Consider the following 15,231-nt stretch of genomic DNA (forward strand, 5'->3'; position numbering starts at 1 on the left):
GCGGTGAGTTCCGTAAAACGATTGAAATTCGAGCCGCGCAGTATGCGACGAAACACGGCCTGTACGACAGACCGGCGACGCAGTTAAGCTGGCACTATCTTGTTGGAGCAATTTGCTGATGCTGACCCTCGGAAATATCTTCGTGCTGATGCTGCTCGCCACCGGCGGCGCATGGCTGTGGCACAACCACGGCTTGCGCGAGCGCGCGCTGGATAGGGTCAAGCTGCATTGCACCAAGCTCGGGATCGAGTTGCTGGACGGTAACGTGGCGCTGAAAAAGATCGCGTTCATCAAAGACGCCAACGACCGGCGGCGCCTGGCTCGTGTGTATAACTTCGAGTTCACCGTGACCGGCGAAACCCGCCACAACGGCACCATCACCCAGTTCGGCGCCCACAGCGCGCAGATCGAACTGGCGCCTTACCCAATGCCGTTCGACGACACGCCTGCTGTGGTCGACGTGGAGAAGCCTCGCGCGGAAGTGATCGAGCTGAGCCAGTGGCGGCAAGAACACACCAAGTGGCGTCCTTAACCGGTCCGACAGTCGGCCAACGCTTTTTGCAGTGAAGCCACTTCCTGCGGCTCACCGAAAATCAATTCGACCCTCGAATCCTGGCGCCATTCGCTCGGCTGCCATTCCAACGGCGAGTTATCCAGCGCATTCGCTGATACCCAACCGTCGACGCTGTGGATGACCAGCTTCGCCCGCCGCCAGGCAAAGCTTTCAAGCCACTGGCCAACGCGAGCCGCATCGAAGGTCTGAGTCGGATGCCACCGCCAACCGACGCTCCAGCTCCCGTCCTGCGCCTGACTCAAGCAAATCGGCAGCGCAGGATCGGTCCAGATGGCCGGCATCTGCGCCAACCCCTTGGGCACGATAAAGTTATCCACACCCGCCTCCGCCTGAACGCCAAGGCCCGGTAATTCGTTCAACGGCAGGCGCGCTTGCTGCGTCCAGTACAAAGGACGAGCAGGCAGCTGCGCGGCGATTCGCTGGCGATCATTGACGTCGAGACCTTCCGCCTTGTTCAGCACCAACAAACCGGCACTGCTCAACGCCTCCTGTTGCGCCTCGGGCAATGGTTTGCCAGCGGCGAGCGCCTGGGCATCCAAAACCAGTACACAAGGTTGTACCGCCAGTACGCCTTGCCACGGCGCTTCACTCAATTGCTTGAGCAACTGCGCCGGGTGGCCCAACCCTGATGGCTCGATGAACAGCCGATCCGGCCGCGCCTTGCGCAGCAACCGCCCGAGGCAGATCTGAAACGGCGCACCGTTCACGCAACACAAACAGCCCCCGGCCACTTCCCCCAGTGCGATACCATCGGCGTCCCGGGTCAGCAGCGCGGCATCGAGGCCGATCTGGCCGAACTCATTGATCAGCACCGCCCAGCGCTCGCTCGCTGGCCGCTGCGCCAGCAGGTGCTTGATCAAACTGGTCTTGCCCGCGCCCAATGGGCCGGCAATGACGTGAGTGGGAATGTTCTGCAACATGGTCGATGTTTTCTGAGGAGGTAATGGATGCGGTTGATGGAATTGTCGTTGCTGTTGACGCTCTGTTCCGGTGAGGCGCTGGCCCAGGCTTGCGTGGTACATAGCACAGCCGAGCGACTTGACGTGAAAGTCTGCCAGCAGAACCGCAACATCCCGCAAAAGCTTTTCGCCGACGGATTCTGCCAGCCGAACCTTCCCGGGCAGAACGTCGACGTGCAATACGTCGACCAATGTCCCACGGGCGCGTTCGGCGTGTGCAGCAACGCCCAAGTCGCCAATATGCCTTACCGACAGGATATTCACTATTACGGCGTAGCCGCCGATGCGGCGTATCTGAAGCCGTTTTGCGAAGGCCAGAGCCAGGGCAACTGGCTCAAGCCTTAGGCCAGCCAATCCAGGGTCAGGATCAAACGGCGTTCGCCCGATGCGAGTTGCGGCGAACGGTGGATCAGACCGAATCCTTCGTTGCCGTGCCATTTCTCGCCTTTCAGCAGTGCCACTTCACCGCTGACGATCTGCTCGATCAGCGAATGCTTCGTGGGCTCGGCACCAGGCTGGCCCAGTTGCCGGCGATCCATCACCCCTTCTTTCAGCCACTGACTGCCCGCTCCGGAATACGTCGTGATTAACCGCACCGGCACATGATCGACGTGAAAACGAGGGCACATGGCCTTGTCCAGAACGCGCACGCGCAGGCCGATGCGCTTGGCGCCCAACAGACAAGCGAATGCGCTGACCAGCCAGGACACGTCGGCAATGAAACCGGCATAGCCTTCGAGATCGCGGAAACCGGATGCCAATTCATGCAGATCGGGCTCGGTGTCTTCGTTGGGTAACTCCAGGACCAGCGACTCGGCCAGTGGCTCGTTCAGGGACAGCAACAAGCACCCGAAATCACTGATGTGCGCCGGGAGCTGGCGCTGCCAGATCGCCAGATTTACCCCGTCTTCAAGAATTCGGGTCAGGGTTTGCGGCGTTTCCCCTTGAACCTGATGAACGACCGGCCGCAGCTTCAGACTGGGCGCCAGCATCAGGCGGCAACCTCTTCGTCCCAAGGGCCGAACGGATCTGACAGCAAACGCCAGCCTTCGATACCCAAGGACATTTCATCATCGCTCAGCAGGCAATTGTCGAGTTCGGCGGTGAGTTGCGCAAAGTCGATGTTCTGACCGATAAACACCAACTCCTGACGGCAATCGCCGGTGGCTGCCGTCCAGTTTTCCATGATCCCGGCCGTGCTTTCTTCGTCCTGCGGCCACTGGGTTTTCGGCACGAAGCGCCACCAGCGCCCGGCGAAACCATGGCGCATCAAGCCGCCGGCCTGGGACCAGCTACCCGCGTCCATATGCTTGCTGGCCAGCCAGAAAAAGCCTTTGGAGCGCAACAGTTTGCCGTTCACCCACGGTCGATCGATGAAGCTGAAAAAACGTTGCGGATGAAACGGTCGGCGAGCTCGGTAAGCCGTCGAGGCGATGCCGTACTCCTCGGTTTCCGGCACGTGTTCGCCGCGTAACTCCTGCAGCCAGCCTGGCGCTTGAGCCGCCTTTTCAAAGTCGAAACGCCCGGTGTTGAGGATTTCCTTCAGGGGGACTTCACCCATGACCATCGGGATGATGTGCGCCTGAGCGTTGAGGCGTTCAAGAATCGCGATCAGCTCCTCACGTTCGTGGCGGCTGATCAAATCGATCTTGCTGATGAGGATCACGTCGGCGAATTCGATCTGCTCGATCAGCAGGTCGGTGATCGAGCGCTCGTCCTCCTCGCCCAATGTTTCACCACGGGAAGCGAGGCTTTCGGCCGCCTGATAGTCGAGCAGGAAGTTCATGCCATCGACCACCGTGACCATGGTGTCGAGCCGCGCGATGTCGGCCAGGCTCTGCCCCTCTTCATCACGGAAAGTGAACGTTTCGGCCACGGGCAATGGCTCGGAGATACCGGTGGATTCGATCAACAGGTAATCGAAACGCCCCTCCTTGGCGAGCTTGCTGACTTCTTCGAGCAGGTCTTCGCGCAAGGTGCAGCAAATGCAGCCATTGCTCATCTCCACGAGTTTTTCTTCGGCGCGGTTCAGGCTGACATCGCGCTGGACTTCGCTGCCATCGATGTTGATCTCGCTCATATCGTTGACGATTACCGCGACTCGCAGGTTCTCACGATTACGCAACACGTAATTGAGCAGCGTGCTTTTACCGGCGCCGAGAAAGCCGGACAGGACGGTCACGGGGAGACGATTGGGCATCAGGATTTCCTCACAGAGATGCCCGATCGCAGTGTCGGGCTGATTTCAATGTTATAGTATAACAATGCAATCAAGCCAGTCTGCTCTTGCCCTTCACGATAAAGGGTACGATGCTGAAACCCGCCCACGCCGTGAGAATTCCCATGCGCATTGCCCTGAAATCAGCGCTGGTTACCTTTTCGCTGCTGCTCGCCATAGACGCCCGGGCTCAGATCCCGAACCTGGCCACATGCACCCGAAGCGCCAATCTGCTCGCCTGCGTGGATGCCGATGGCAATACCTATAGCGTCAACACCGTTGGCAGCACGATCTACTTGCGCGGTTTCGAAAGGGTAGGCAAACGCTATTGGGCGCAGACCAACAGCCGTTACGGTCAGCTCACGTTTTTCACCGGCATCGCCTCCGACGGCGAAGCCTGGGTCGGTTACAACCGGCGAGTCGGCTGGACTACGATCAACCGTTTCTCCAGCTCAGGCGGCAGTAGCGCCAGGTTCACCTGTAGCAGGATCAGCGGCTGCTAGGCCTGCGCTTTTTTCTGTTGCTGTTGCCAGGCGATGTAGCTGTCGAGCGGCGGGTTCTTCTGAAAATAGCGCTGCAATCCTTCGAATAATCCATCAGCCACAGCCTGCTGATGGCGGGCGGTTACCAGTCGCTGACTGTCGCGGGCGTTGGAAATGAAGCCGGTTTCCACCAGGATCGATGGCACGTCCGGCGACTTCAGCACCGCGAATCCCGCTTGTTCCACACGCTTCTGATGCAGCGAGGTGATGGCCGCCAGACTGCCGAGCACGGTGCTGCCCAGCTGCAAGCTCGCGGCGATAGTGGCATTCATCGACATGTCGAGAATCACCCCGGCGAGCATTGGGTCCTTGTCCTTGAGATTGAGCAGACTGGTGGCGCCCAACAAGTCCGCGCCGTTCTCCCGCTGCGCCATGAAACGCGCCGTGGCCGAGGTGGCGCCGCCCTCCGACAAGCAATACACCGACGCGCCTAAAGCGGTGAGACGCGGCGCCGCGTCCGCATGCACCGAGATGAAGATATCGGCGTTGTGCTTGCGGGCAATCTCGACACGTTTACGCAGCGGAACGAAGAAGTCGTCGTTGCGCACCAACTTCACGTCGAAGCCCTTCTCGCGTTTCAACCGCTTGGCCAATAGCTGGGCGATGGACAGGACGACGTCTTTCTCTCGCTCCCCTTTGGCGCCCACTGCACCGGGGTCTTTGCCGCCGTGACCGGGGTCGACCACCACGATGATGTCGCGCCTGGGGTGAGCCTTGTCGACCCTCGCCTCGGTCGCCTGGGCGATGTTGAGCGGCGCTGATGGCTTCAGATCGAGGACCAGCCGGTCGCCTTGGCCATCCTGCGGCGGCAGCAGAAAGCTGTTGAGCTGAACCGGGCCGCTGAGGTCGAGGACGATCCGCGTATCGCCCTGACCAAAACGCCCGGACCGGATCGAACGAATGACCGTATTGCCAAGCGCCAGTTGGCTGAAGTCACCGCTGAGGCTGGCACCACGCAGGTCAACAATCAGCCGCTCGGGAGTGCTTAGCGAGAAGGTTTTGTACTGCACCGGCCCGCTCAAATCGAACACCAGACGCAGCTTGTCATCCGATCGCCAAAGCCGCGCGTTGCGAATCTGCGTAGCCGAAACACCAAAGGGCAACGCGAAGGCCGCGCAGGCCAGCATCCAGTTGAGCAAGTGACGTCGGTGCATGTTGGAAGCCGCTCGTGAAAAAGGCATGGTCGATTTCAATGTAATAACATAACATATGAAACCCCACTCCTACGACGGACCTGCTCATGAATGCGCTGACTCTGCCGGATATCGCCGCGCAGGCTTCCCGCCAAGCCCTGCCACTCGACTGGGTGGGCATGTGCGGCATTGCTCTTCCTGTGTTGTTCGATGGCCAACGGCTTAGCGCAAAGGTGGACGCCGGCGTGAGCCTCGATGATGGAGAAGCGCGCGGTATTCACATGTCCCGGCTGTATTTAGCGCTGGAAGCACTTGAGCAGGAAAACCTGACGCCCGCCCTATTGCGGCGAGTTCTTCAACGTTTTCTCGACAGTCATGAAGGGCTGTCCCACGGCGCTTACTTAAAAATTGATGCGGATTTACTGCTCAAAAGGCCGGCGTTGATCAGTCCGCTAGCCGGCTGGAAAACCTATCCAGTGAGCATCGAAGCGCGTTTGAAAAACGCGATGTTCCACGTGGAACTAAAAATCGATGTTCCATACTCCTCGACCTGTCCGTGTTCAGCCGCACTTGCCCGGCAGTTGATTCAGCAACAATTCGTCGACGACTTCGCCAACAAGTCGCTGCAACACGCTGATGTATTGGCGTGGCTTGGTTCTACCAAAGGCATCGTTGCGACACCGCACAGCCAACGCAGCAACGCACGTTTACAGCTGCGGCTGGACGACTACCTGGATGACCTGCCGCTGATTGCACTCATCAATGACGCCGAAGCGGCACTCGGCACTGCCGTACAAACCGCCGTGAAGCGTGCCGATGAACAAGCCTTCGCCCTGGCCAATGGGCAAAACCTGATGTTCTGCGAGGACGCCGCTCGCCGACTGAATCTGGCCTTGAAACGCTCTCCCTGTATCAACGCTTTCCACATACGCGTCGTCCACGCCGAAAGCCTTCATGCCCACGATGCCGTTGCCGAAAGCCGATGGAACTGGGTAACCGCATGATCCGTTGTCAGGCATTGCGCTGGGGGGCGCCCGGTCAACCGCTTACGCCCCCTGTGGATTTTGAATTGCCCGAAGGCAGTCTGACTGCCGTGATCGGCGCCAATGGCTCGGGTAAAAGCAGTCTGCTGAAAGTCATCGCGGGGCTGCAAAAACCCTTGGCCGGAAAAGTCAGCCTCGCTATTCCACGCAAGGGCTCGCTTTCCTTCCTCCCTCAACAGCAACACCTGGACAGGCAATTCCCCATCAGCCTTCAGGAGTTGGTAGCCGCTGGTTTCTGGGGCAGCAAGCAATCGCCAGAGATACGCCACCAACGTATCAAAGCCGTGCTGGAAGACTGGTGCCTGACGGGATTGGAACAGCGCCCGTTGATGGCCCTTTCCGGAGGCGAATTGCAGCGCGCCCTGCTCGCTCGCTTGAGTCTTGCCGAAGCGCCTTTGCTGTTACTCGATGAACCCCACGCCGCGCTCGATGAGCTGGGCCAGTCGCTGCTTTGGAAACACCTTCATAACTGGCACGCCGAAGGTCGAACCCTGGTGGTCGTGTGTCATGACCTCGCCGCCGTTCGCCAACACATTCCTCAAAGCCTGCTGATCAAAAGCAGCGGCTGCATCCTCGGCCCCAGTACCGAACTGATCCGCCAACCACAGCAAGTGCAGGTGGCCTGATGCTCGCTGCCGCTCAGCTTTGGCAACCGTTCCACGAGTTTGTATTCATGCGCCGTGCACTCTTGGGCGGATTGGTCTTGGCTTGCAGCACCGCGCCGTTGGGTGTGTTTCTGATCCTTCGCCGGATGAGCCTGATCGGCGACGCGGTAGCTCACGGCATCCTGCCGGGTGCAGCGCTCGGTTTCTGGTTCGCCGGTTTGAGCCTCCCGGCACTGACCATTGGCGGACTTGGTGCAGGCCTGAGCATGGCCGGACTCGCCGCATGGATCACCCGCCGAACGGGGTTGCGCGAAGACGCGAGCCTCGCTGCGATCTATCCGATTTCCCTTGCCAGCGGCGTGCTGATCCTCGGCATTGCCGGCAAACGCCTGGACCTGCTTCACCTGCTGTTCGGCTCCGCGCTGGCGGTCGATGGGCCGACGCTGACCGGCATGCTGTGGGTCTCCGGGTTCAGCCTGATCGCCATGGCGCTGATCTACCGCCCCTTGCTGCTGGACACCCTCGACCCGCTTTTCCTGCAAACCGTCAGCCGTCTTGGCCCGCTGGCTCACGGCGTATTCCTGACCCTGGTGGTGCTGAACCTGGTGATCGGCTTCCAGGCCATCGGTGCCTTGATGGTGGTCGGTTTAATGATGTTGCCGGCCGCCGCGTCGCGGTTCTGGAGTCGCCGTTTACCCATATTGATTGCGATTGCCGCCCTGCTCGGCTGCCTCTCGGTATGGCTCGGCTTATTGCTGTCGTTCTATTACTCGCTGCCCAGCGGCCCGGCGATCGTGCTGGTAGCGGGCGGTTTGTATGCGCTGTCCGTGGTGTTCGGTCCGGTGCACGGTTTGTTGCGCCGCCCACCTTTGCTCACATCCCAATGAGGTTCTTTCCGATGCGCGCTTTACTCGTGCTGTTCAGTCTGATGCTGTCGATGTCGTTGTCTGCGGCGGAAAAACTTCAGGTGGTCACCAGTTTCAGCATCCTTGCCGACATGACCCATCAGGTCGGCGGCGACCATATCCAGATCACCAACATGGTCGGTCCTGACGCCGATGCCCACACCTACGAGCCGACTCCGGACGATGCCAAAGCCTTGCTCAAGGCCAGACTCATCATCAAAAACGGTTTGGGTTTCGAGCCATGGCTGGACCGCCTGGTGACCAGCACCGAGACCAAGGCCCCCGTCATCAGTGCGAGCCACGGCGTCATCCCGCGCTCCCTGGATGAGGACGGCGAGACCGTGCCCGACCCTCACGCCTGGCACAACCTGGCCAACACCGAGCTGTACATCAGCAACATCACCAAGGCGCTGATCGCCGCCGACCCGGCGAACACAGCCGACTACCAACGCAACAGCCAGGCCTACCTGAAACAGATCTACGCACTGCTCGCCCAAGCCAAGGCCAAGCTCGGTTCGCTACCACCGGGCAATCGCAAGATCGTCACTTCTCACGATGCGTTCGGTTATCTGGGTCAGGCCTACGGCATCGACTTCATGGCGCCGCAAGGCCTGTCGACGGAACGCGAACCTTCAGCCGCGGAAGTCGCTGCACTGATCACCCAGATTCGTCAGGCCAAGGTCAAAGCGGTGTTCATGGAAAACATCAAGGATGCCCGTCTGCTCAAGCAGATTGCCGATGAAAGCGGCGCGCACATCGGTGGCACGTTGTACTCCGATGCGCTCGCCGCAAGCGGTCCGGCGAGTACCTTTGCCGGCCTGTTCGAATACAACCTCAACACCCTCTACGACGCGTTGAGCAAGCCATGATCCGCAAGAACCCCTCAGGCGATTTGCCACTGATTGCGGAATCCGCCTATGTGGATAAAACTGCGATCATCTGCGGCAAGGTGGTGATTGGCGAAAACGTCTTCGTCGGCCCCTACGCCGTCATTCGGGCTGACGAAGTGGACGCGTCAGGCGAGATGGAGCCCATCACTATCGGCGCCAACTCGAACATTCAGGATGGTGTGGTGATCCACTCCAAGTCCGGCGCGGCGGTGACCATTGGCGAGTTCAGTTCAATCGCTCACCGCTCCATCGTTCATGGCCCTTGCACGGTTGGCGATCGAGTGTTCATCGGTTTCAACAGCGTACTGTTCAACTGCGCGGTCGGCGATGGCTGCGTGGTGCGGCACAACTCGGTGGTCGACGGTCGTGACTTGCCCGAAGACTTCTACGTGCCCTCCACCACCCGAATCGGCCCCAACACCGACCTGTCGCAGTTCCCACCGGTGAGCGTCAGTGCCTCGGAATTTTCCGAGGACGTGGCGCGCACCAACGTCGACCTGGTGCGCGGCTACAAAGCCCTGCAGAACGAGTTTTAACCATGAGCAGCGTGCTGATTCGCAATGCCAGATTGGTGAACGAAGGTCGTGAATTCGATGGCGACCTGCTGGTGAGCAACGGCAGGATCGTGAAGATCGCGGGCAGTATCCACGGAGAAAATGCCCACGTCGAAATCGATGCACAAGGACAGTGGCTAGTACCTGGAATGATCGATGACCAGGTGCATTTCCGAGATCCCGGGGCACCGGACAAGGGTAGCTTTTACACCGAATCGCGGGCGGCCGTGGCGGGCGGCATCACCAGTTTCATGGACATGCCCAATACAAATCCGGCAACCCTGACCCTCGCGGCACTCGATGACAAGAAGCGTCGAGCAGCGATCAACTCCGTCGCCAACTACGGCTTTCACTTCGGCGTGAGCAACGACAACCTCGACACCGTGGCGGCGCTCAATCCCTGTGAAGTAGCCGGTGTGAAAGTGTTCATGGGCGCCTCTACCGGCAACATGCTGGTGGACGATCCGCAGACGCTCGAACGATTGTTCGCCGAGGTGCCGACCCTTCTGCTGGCCCATTGCGAACACACACCCAGCATCGAAGCCAATGCTGCAAAAGTGCTCGAGCGTTTTGGGGAGCACATTCCCGCCGCGGTACACCCGCAGATTCGCGATGCCGAAGCGTGCTTTCGTTCGTCCTCAATGGCCGTGGACCTGGCCAGGCGACACGGCACCCGCCTGCACGTTTTGCATTTGACCACCGCGCGTGAACTGGCATTGTTCGAAGACAAACCGCTGACACATAAGCGCATTAGCGCCGAAGTCTGCCTGCATCATTTGCTGTTCGATGATCGCGACTACCCGAGTCTCGGCAACCTGATCAAATGCAATCCGGCGATCAAGACTCAGGCCGATCGTGATGCCCTGCGCCAAGCCCTGATGAGCAATCGGCTGGACGTCATCGGCAGCGATCACGCGCCGCACACCTGGGCGGAAAAACAACGGCCCTACCACCAGGCCCCGTCCGGATTGCCATTGGTGCAACACGCCCTGCCCGCGTTAATGGAACTGGTGATCGACGAAGTACTGCCGATAACTGCCCTCGTGGCCAAGACCAGTCATCGCGTGGCTGATCTGTTTGCCATTCCCGACCGTGGCTATCTGCGCGAAGGCTACTGGGCCGACCTCGTTCTGATCAAAGCCGAGCCAGAGGGCGTGGCCGTTTCCAGGCAGCCGATCTTGTCGCAATGCGGCTGGACACCCTTCGCTCGCCAGCGTTTTCGCCACAGCGTCAGCACCACGATCGTATCGGGGCAAATCGCCTGGCACGACAAACGTCTTAATGACAACTGCCAGGGTTTACCCCTACGGTTTATGCGCTAACGCGCGTTAATTGCACTCGAGAGCACCGACATGATTCACATCACCCTGAGCGATGGTTCATTGCGTGAATACGACCAGCCGTTGTCGGTGTATGAATTCGCCGCGAGCATCGGTGCCGGGCTGGCCAGAGCGGCCGTGGCTGGTCGGGTGGACGGTGTTCTGGTGGACTGTGAGTTCATGATCGAGGCCGATGCCCGGGTCGGCATCGTCACGCCTCAGGAGCCCGATGGGTTGGAGATCTTGCGACGCTCCTGCGCATTGATGCTGGCGGTGGCCATCAAGCAACTCTATCCAAAAGCGCAATTACAGATCGGATCGGCGATGGGTGATGGCTTCTTCTACGAGTTTGCGTTTGAGCGTCTGTTACACCTGGTCGACCTTGCCGGTATCGAAGCGCGCATGAGGACCCTGGCTGCAACCAACCACTCGATCCGGCGCAGAAAGCCGCCACCCGGATCGACGCCCCCGGAAAAGTCATTGCCCTATCTCCTTGGGGACTTCGAGTGTCTGTCAGTGGGGCCGCATGTTCCCGCAACCCGGGTGTTGCAGGCATTCGCGCTCGATCACATCAGCGGCACCGCGCCACAACGGGTTTATGGAACGTGCTGGCCCAGCCAACAGGAACTGGATAACTGGCGGTCACCGCCGCACGTGATCATTGTCAGCATGGACGAGCGTCAGGCGGATTACGCACAGTCGGTGACCGAGGCGTTGCGCCGGGGTGGCGTGCGCGCTCGTGCTGATCTGCGCAACGAGAAAGTCCGCCACAAGATCCGCGAGCACAGTCAGCAAGTGCCGTATCTGGTGGTGATCGGTGAGAAAGAAAAAGCCGGCGGGTTTGTCAGTGTGCGCAGCCGCACCGGAGAGGATTTCGGCAGGATGGCGGTTGATGCGGTGTGTGAGTGGTTGAGGTCAATTGGCATTGCGAGAGTCTGAGCCGGCCCCTTCGCGGGCAAGCCTCGCTCCCACAGGATCTGCATCGACCCTGTAGGAGCGAGGCTTGCCCGCGAAGCTTTTAAGCCCTCGGCTTGACCGTCCCGCAATCCTGACCCAACCACACGGCGCGAGTATCGAGGCTACCCTTCTGTTGAAGGCCGGTCGCATTAAACGTGCCGTTGACCTTGGTGGTGAACTCACGATCACTGAGGAAAGTGGCGACCCCCGCGCCCTGCGCTTTCGGACAGCTGAAACGGAATTTCCACTGATTACCGCTGCGGTCAGTGATTTCCTGTTTGCAGCCCGATTGCGGGTCCGTCAGCGGGATATTGTCTGACTTCACTTGCTCCGGCGTCAGGCACGCCCGAATCCCCTTTCCGCCCATGGTGATGCCCTGCTTCTCCAGCTGCGCACGCTGTTGCGGGGTCATCTGGCCCTGCAACTGGCCGAGGATCAGCTGCAAGTCCGGCAGGTTCTGGTCATCGACCTTCATGTTGCTCGTGGTCAACTCCCACAAACCTGGCTGCAGCATCTGCGCCTGAGCGGCCAGGGGAACTGCTAAACCTAAAGCCACGGCCAAACCCAGCAGACGAACGTTCATCGAGTAACTCCTGATCAGTAGTGGCCGTTAGACGTCAGCCACAGGCTTCAGTTCATGGGCCAATTAAATAGCGACATTCTGCACGGAACATGGTCTGTTAAGCATTGAATCTTCAGGAGCAAGGCTGCCCCATGGATTACTTTGGACCGCACATTTTCGGCTACATGATTGCACTGCTTCATACGCTGGGCCTGATCGCAGCCATCCACGCCGTACTCACCGTCCGGACCGCCCAGGGCGCTATCGCCTGGGCCCTGTCGTTGATCTTCATGCCTTACCTCACGCTTATTCCGTACTTGGTCTTTGGCCGCAGCACCTTCGATGGCTACATCAAGGCGCGGCGCCAGGCCAACGAGGAAATGCGCAAGGCGATCTCAGAGCTCAACTGGCGCCCCTGGGTAGAAGAGGCGCTGACCGCACGCGCCTCCAACGCCTACGCGTCCCTGCGGGCGATGCCGAAACTGGGGCGCATGCCGTGCCTGGCGAACAACGAAGTGCGCTTGCTGATCAACGGCCAAGCCACCTTTGACGCAATTTTCGAAGCCATCGACAACGCGAAGGAAGCGGTGCTGATTCAATTCTTCATCATCCACGACGACCGCCTCGGCCGGCGCCTGCAAACCCTTCTGCTCAAGAAAGCCGCAGAAGGCGTGGCCATACACTTGCTGTACGACCGCATCGGCAGCCATTCCCTGCCCCACAGTTACGTGCAGCCGTTGCGCGATGCCGGCGTAGAGGTCAAAGCCTTCGCCACCCGCAGCGGCTGGCTTAACCGCTTCCAGGTCAACTTCCGCAATCACCGCAAGATCGTCGTGGTCGACGGGATTCTTGGCTTCGTCGGCGGGCATAACGTTGGCGACGAATACATGGGCGAGAAACCGCCGCTGGCGCCCTGGCGCGATACCCACGTGCGGGTATGCGGGCCGGTGGTGGCCTGCATGCAGGAATCGTTTGCCGAAGACTGGTTCTGGGCGGCGCGATCATTGCCACCACTGATCCTGCCGGACGTGTATCCGGACGACGGTGTGCTCTGCCAATTACTCGCCAGCGGCCCGGCCGATTCCTACGAAACCTGTTCATTGTTCTTCGTCGAAGCCATCCATGCGGCAACAGAAAGGGTGTGGATCACCAGCCCCTACTTCATCCCCGACGAAGCCGTGTTCGCTGCGTTGAGACTGGCCGCTCTTCGAGGCGTGGATGTGCGGCTGCTTCTGCCCTCACGACCGGACCACCGAATCGTTTACGCGGCCTCAAGCCTTTATGCTTTCGAAGCCGTGCGCGCAGGCGTGCGCGTGTTTCGGTACGCGCCGGGTTTCCTGCATCAGAAGGTGGTGTTGATCGACAGTGAAATCAGCGCCATAGGCAGCGCCAACCTGGATAACCGCTCATTCCGGCTCAATTTCGAAGTGATGTTACTGACCGTCGACAGCGCGTTTGCCGCCGAGGTGGAACAGATGCTCAATGATGACTTCGCCCAGGCCCACGAGATCGCCAAAGAAGAAAGCCGGGAGACCCGCCGCCTGCAACAGGTCGGCATGCGGATCGCCCGGCTTATTTCACCGATTCTCTAAAGGTAGATGTCGTCTCGCGTCCAAGGCAGTTCATGGCTGCCATCGGCGTGGGCTTTCACCGCGAGGATCTGGTGCAGGTTGATCCAGCCTCTGGCGAACGCGTAAGCGCATCCCGCCAGGTACAACCGCCAGATCCGCAGCGCCTGTTCCGGAACCAGTTTTGAAGCCGCTTCCAGATTGTCCTCCAGGCGTTCGCTCCAATGGTCCAGGGTGCGCGCGTAGTGCAGGCGCAGGCTCTCGACATCGACGATTTCCAGCCCCGCTTCGCTGATCTCGGCGGAGATCATCGACAGGTGCGGCAACTCGCCGTTGGGGAACACATATTTCTCGATGAAATCCCCGGCACCGCGCCCCACAGGTCGGCCATCCGTGTGCTTGGCGGTGATCCCGTGGTTCATTACCAGGCCGCCCTCTTTCACTGCGCCGAACAAGGTCTTGCAGTACTCGGCCAGGTTGGCGTGGCCGACGTGTTCGAACATGCCGACGCTGACCACCTTATCGAAGCGCCCGTCCTGAGGCAGATCGCGGTAGTCGAGCAGTTGCAGTTCAACCAGATCGTCCAGGCCTTCGGCGGTCACTCTTTCACGGGCCAGGGCCAGTTGCTCTTTACTCAGGGTAATCCCGAACACTTTCGCGCCAAACTCGCGGGCCGCGAAACGGGCCAGCCCTCCCCAACCGCAACCGACATCCAGCAGGTATTCACCCGGTTGCAGACGTAGCTTGCGGCACAGGTGGCGGAACTTGGCTTGCTGGGCTTGCTCCAGCGTTTCGCTGCCGGTCTCGAAATAGGCGCAGGAATACGCCATGTCGCTGTCGAGCCACAGCTGATAAAACGCATTGGAAAGGTCGTAGTGGTAGGAAATCGCCTTCGCGTCGGTTTCCTTGTCGTGGAACGTGCGCACAGGCTGACTGTCGTCGTCCTCGCTCAACAACGCCTGACTCCATTCATCACAAACGCGGATCACGTCGCTGATGGAGCCTTCGAGTTCCAGCTTGCCTTCGACAAACGCCGCTCCGAGCGCGTCCAGGCTGGGGTGAGTGAACTGGGTAACCATTTGTGGGTCCTTGACCACAATAGTGACGCTGGGCGTCGGCCCCAGATTGAATTCATGGCCGTCCCAGAGTCGCAGGCGTAGCGGTAACTGCAGATTCTGTAAGGCCGGTGGAAGTTGCGCGAGCATGGAAAGTCCCCCTTGTTTCAGACGTCTGATGTGAGGGTAGACCATCCTAGAAAAATAGCTGGCTATCGATTTAATAGCGTTTTTCTATAACTCGCGGCGCTTAAACCAGCCGTCGTGCGTCCACAAAAGCAGATGGTCCTTACCCTAGATGACTACAAATTTGATGCACAGTTCTAAAAACTCGGTTTTGCCCTCAT

General features: G+C 59.7%; 17 protein-coding genes. 11 read left to right on the forward strand and 6 right to left on the reverse strand.

The window, feature by feature from the left end:
* Positions 1-118 precede the first annotated feature (118 nt).
* Positions 119-532 carry a DUF3301 domain-containing protein gene (locus tag FBY01_RS06020; RefSeq protein WP_145306492.1) on the forward strand — a complete coding sequence of 138 codons (414 nt, stop codon included), beginning with the start codon at positions 119-121 and terminating at the stop codon, positions 530-532.
* Here the strand turns inward: FBY01_RS06020 and FBY01_RS06025 are convergent.
* Positions 529-1,494, reverse strand: a complete 966-nt coding sequence (locus tag FBY01_RS06025; protein ID WP_145306490.1) for a GTP-binding protein — start codon at positions 1,492-1,494, stop codon at positions 529-531. The two genes, FBY01_RS06020 and FBY01_RS06025, sit on opposite strands and share 4 nt — an antisense overlap.
* Before the next feature lie 27 nt (positions 1,495-1,521).
* Here FBY01_RS06025 and FBY01_RS06030 point away from each other — a divergent pair, with 27 nt between their 5' ends.
* On the forward strand, positions 1,522-1,878 hold the full coding sequence (locus FBY01_RS06030; RefSeq protein WP_145306487.1) for an NADH:ubiquinone oxidoreductase: 357 nt from the start codon (positions 1,522-1,524) through the stop codon (positions 1,876-1,878).
* On the opposite strand, the gene FBY01_RS06035 is transcribed toward FBY01_RS06030, so the two are convergent.
* Together FBY01_RS06035 and zigA are read right to left on the reverse strand one after the other, a co-directional pair.
* Positions 1,875-2,525 (reverse strand): DUF1826 domain-containing protein, encoded by a 651-nt coding sequence (locus tag FBY01_RS06035; RefSeq protein WP_145306485.1) that lies wholly within the window; start codon positions 2,523-2,525, stop codon positions 1,875-1,877. The two genes, FBY01_RS06030 and FBY01_RS06035, sit on opposite strands and share 4 nt — an antisense overlap.
* A complete protein-coding gene (gene zigA, locus FBY01_RS06040; protein WP_145306483.1) occupies positions 2,525-3,733 on the reverse strand; it encodes a zinc metallochaperone GTPase ZigA in 1,209 nt (402 codons plus the stop codon). The genes FBY01_RS06035 and zigA overlap by 1 nt, the downstream gene beginning before the upstream one ends.
* A 143-nt stretch (positions 3,734-3,876) precedes the next feature.
* On the opposite strand from zigA, the gene FBY01_RS06045 reads away from it, so the two are divergent.
* Positions 3,877-4,254, forward strand: a complete 378-nt coding sequence (locus FBY01_RS06045; RefSeq protein WP_077748530.1) for a glutamine synthetase — start codon at positions 3,877-3,879, stop codon at positions 4,252-4,254.
* On the opposite strand, the gene FBY01_RS06050 is transcribed toward FBY01_RS06045, so the two are convergent.
* A complete protein-coding gene (locus tag FBY01_RS06050) occupies positions 4,251-5,447 on the reverse strand; it encodes an N-acetylmuramoyl-L-alanine amidase (protein ID WP_145306481.1) in 1,197 nt (398 codons plus the stop codon). The two genes, FBY01_RS06045 and FBY01_RS06050, sit on opposite strands and share 4 nt — an antisense overlap.
* Positions 5,448-5,533: 86 nt before the next feature.
* Between FBY01_RS06050 and folE2 the strand changes: the two genes are divergently transcribed.
* The 7 genes from folE2 to FBY01_RS06085 are packed head-to-tail and all read left to right on the forward strand — an operon-like array spanning position 5,534 to position 11,681.
* Positions 5,534-6,430, forward strand: a complete 897-nt coding sequence (gene folE2, locus FBY01_RS06055) for a GTP cyclohydrolase FolE2 (RefSeq protein ID WP_145306479.1) — start codon at positions 5,534-5,536, stop codon at positions 6,428-6,430.
* Positions 6,427-7,095: a metal ABC transporter ATP-binding protein gene (locus FBY01_RS06060; protein WP_083375422.1), complete on the forward strand. Its 669-nt coding sequence runs from the start codon at positions 6,427-6,429 to the stop codon at positions 7,093-7,095. Before folE2 ends, FBY01_RS06060 begins: the two co-directional genes overlap by 4 nt.
* Positions 7,095-7,961 carry a metal ABC transporter permease gene (locus FBY01_RS06065; protein ID WP_145306477.1) on the forward strand — a complete coding sequence of 289 codons (867 nt, stop codon included), beginning with the start codon at positions 7,095-7,097 and terminating at the stop codon, positions 7,959-7,961. Before FBY01_RS06060 ends, FBY01_RS06065 begins: the two co-directional genes overlap by 1 nt.
* A gap of 11 nt (positions 7,962-7,972) precedes the next feature.
* Positions 7,973-8,848 carry a metal ABC transporter substrate-binding protein gene (locus FBY01_RS06070; protein ID WP_010465393.1) on the forward strand — a complete coding sequence of 292 codons (876 nt, stop codon included), beginning with the start codon at positions 7,973-7,975 and terminating at the stop codon, positions 8,846-8,848.
* Positions 8,845-9,405: a DapH/DapD/GlmU-related protein gene (locus FBY01_RS06075; protein WP_077748526.1), complete on the forward strand. Its 561-nt coding sequence runs from the start codon at positions 8,845-8,847 to the stop codon at positions 9,403-9,405. The genes FBY01_RS06070 and FBY01_RS06075 overlap by 4 nt, the downstream gene beginning before the upstream one ends.
* A gap of 2 nt (positions 9,406-9,407) precedes the next feature.
* Entirely contained in the window at positions 9,408-10,745 is a 1,338-nt protein-coding gene (locus FBY01_RS06080) for a dihydroorotase (protein ID WP_145306475.1), read from the forward strand.
* Between the two features lie 30 nt (positions 10,746-10,775).
* Positions 10,776-11,681, forward strand: coding sequence for a His/Gly/Thr/Pro-type tRNA ligase C-terminal domain-containing protein (locus FBY01_RS06085; protein ID WP_010465396.1), 906 nt, complete (start codon positions 10,776-10,778; stop codon positions 11,679-11,681).
* 79 nt (positions 11,682-11,760) lie between these two features.
* Here FBY01_RS06085 and FBY01_RS06095 read toward each other — a convergent pair whose 3' ends face one another.
* Complete coding sequence (locus tag FBY01_RS06095; RefSeq protein ID WP_010465397.1) at positions 11,761-12,282, reverse strand: DUF3617 domain-containing protein; 522 nt, start codon at positions 12,280-12,282, stop codon at positions 11,761-11,763.
* Between the two features lie 131 nt (positions 12,283-12,413).
* Between FBY01_RS06095 and cls the strand changes: the two genes are divergently transcribed.
* Positions 12,414-13,853 (forward strand): cardiolipin synthase, encoded by a 1,440-nt coding sequence (gene cls, locus FBY01_RS06100; RefSeq protein ID WP_145306471.1) that lies wholly within the window; start codon positions 12,414-12,416, stop codon positions 13,851-13,853.
* Here the strand turns inward: cls and cfaB are convergent.
* Complete coding sequence (gene cfaB, locus FBY01_RS06105) at positions 13,850-15,034, reverse strand: C17 cyclopropane fatty acid synthase CfaB (protein WP_010465400.1); 1,185 nt, start codon at positions 15,032-15,034, stop codon at positions 13,850-13,852. The genes cls and cfaB overlap by 4 nt on opposite strands.
* Positions 15,035-15,231: the final 197 nt, after the last annotated feature.

Origin of the sequence: Pseudomonas sp. SJZ077 (assembly GCF_007993905.1) — a bacterium.
In the GTDB taxonomy this organism is placed as follows: domain Bacteria; phylum Pseudomonadota; class Gammaproteobacteria; order Pseudomonadales; family Pseudomonadaceae; genus Aquipseudomonas; species Aquipseudomonas mandelii.

Bases quoted from the DNA above. Each gene is read 5' to 3' on its own strand.
- FBY01_RS06020 (WP_145306492.1), top strand. From the start codon at position 119: ATGCTGACCCTCGGAAATATCTTCGTGCTGATGCTGCTCGCCACCGGC.
- FBY01_RS06025 (WP_145306490.1), bottom strand. From the start codon at position 1,494: ATGTTGCAGAACATTCCCACTCACGTCATTGCCGGCCCATTGGGCGCG.
- FBY01_RS06030 (WP_145306487.1), top strand. From the start codon at position 1,522: ATGCGGTTGATGGAATTGTCGTTGCTGTTGACGCTCTGTTCCGGTGAG.
- FBY01_RS06035 (WP_145306485.1), bottom strand. From the start codon at position 2,525: ATGCTGGCGCCCAGTCTGAAGCTGCGGCCGGTCGTTCATCAGGTTCAA.
- zigA (WP_145306483.1), bottom strand. From the start codon at position 3,733: ATGCCCAATCGTCTCCCCGTGACCGTCCTGTCCGGCTTTCTCGGCGCC.
- FBY01_RS06045 (WP_077748530.1), top strand. From the start codon at position 3,877: ATGCGCATTGCCCTGAAATCAGCGCTGGTTACCTTTTCGCTGCTGCTC.
- FBY01_RS06050 (WP_145306481.1), bottom strand. From the start codon at position 5,447: ATGCACCGACGTCACTTGCTCAACTGGATGCTGGCCTGCGCGGCCTTC.
- folE2 (WP_145306479.1), top strand. From the start codon at position 5,534: ATGAATGCGCTGACTCTGCCGGATATCGCCGCGCAGGCTTCCCGCCAA.
- FBY01_RS06060 (WP_083375422.1), top strand. From the start codon at position 6,427: ATGATCCGTTGTCAGGCATTGCGCTGGGGGGCGCCCGGTCAACCGCTT.
- FBY01_RS06065 (WP_145306477.1), top strand. From the start codon at position 7,095: ATGCTCGCTGCCGCTCAGCTTTGGCAACCGTTCCACGAGTTTGTATTC.
- FBY01_RS06070 (WP_010465393.1), top strand. From the start codon at position 7,973: ATGCGCGCTTTACTCGTGCTGTTCAGTCTGATGCTGTCGATGTCGTTG.
- FBY01_RS06075 (WP_077748526.1), top strand. From the start codon at position 8,845: ATGATCCGCAAGAACCCCTCAGGCGATTTGCCACTGATTGCGGAATCC.
- FBY01_RS06080 (WP_145306475.1), top strand. From the start codon at position 9,408: ATGAGCAGCGTGCTGATTCGCAATGCCAGATTGGTGAACGAAGGTCGT.
- FBY01_RS06085 (WP_010465396.1), top strand. From the start codon at position 10,776: ATGATTCACATCACCCTGAGCGATGGTTCATTGCGTGAATACGACCAG.
- FBY01_RS06095 (WP_010465397.1), bottom strand. From the start codon at position 12,282: ATGAACGTTCGTCTGCTGGGTTTGGCCGTGGCTTTAGGTTTAGCAGTT.
- cls (WP_145306471.1), top strand. From the start codon at position 12,414: ATGGATTACTTTGGACCGCACATTTTCGGCTACATGATTGCACTGCTT.
- cfaB (WP_010465400.1), bottom strand. From the start codon at position 15,034: ATGCTCGCGCAACTTCCACCGGCCTTACAGAATCTGCAGTTACCGCTA.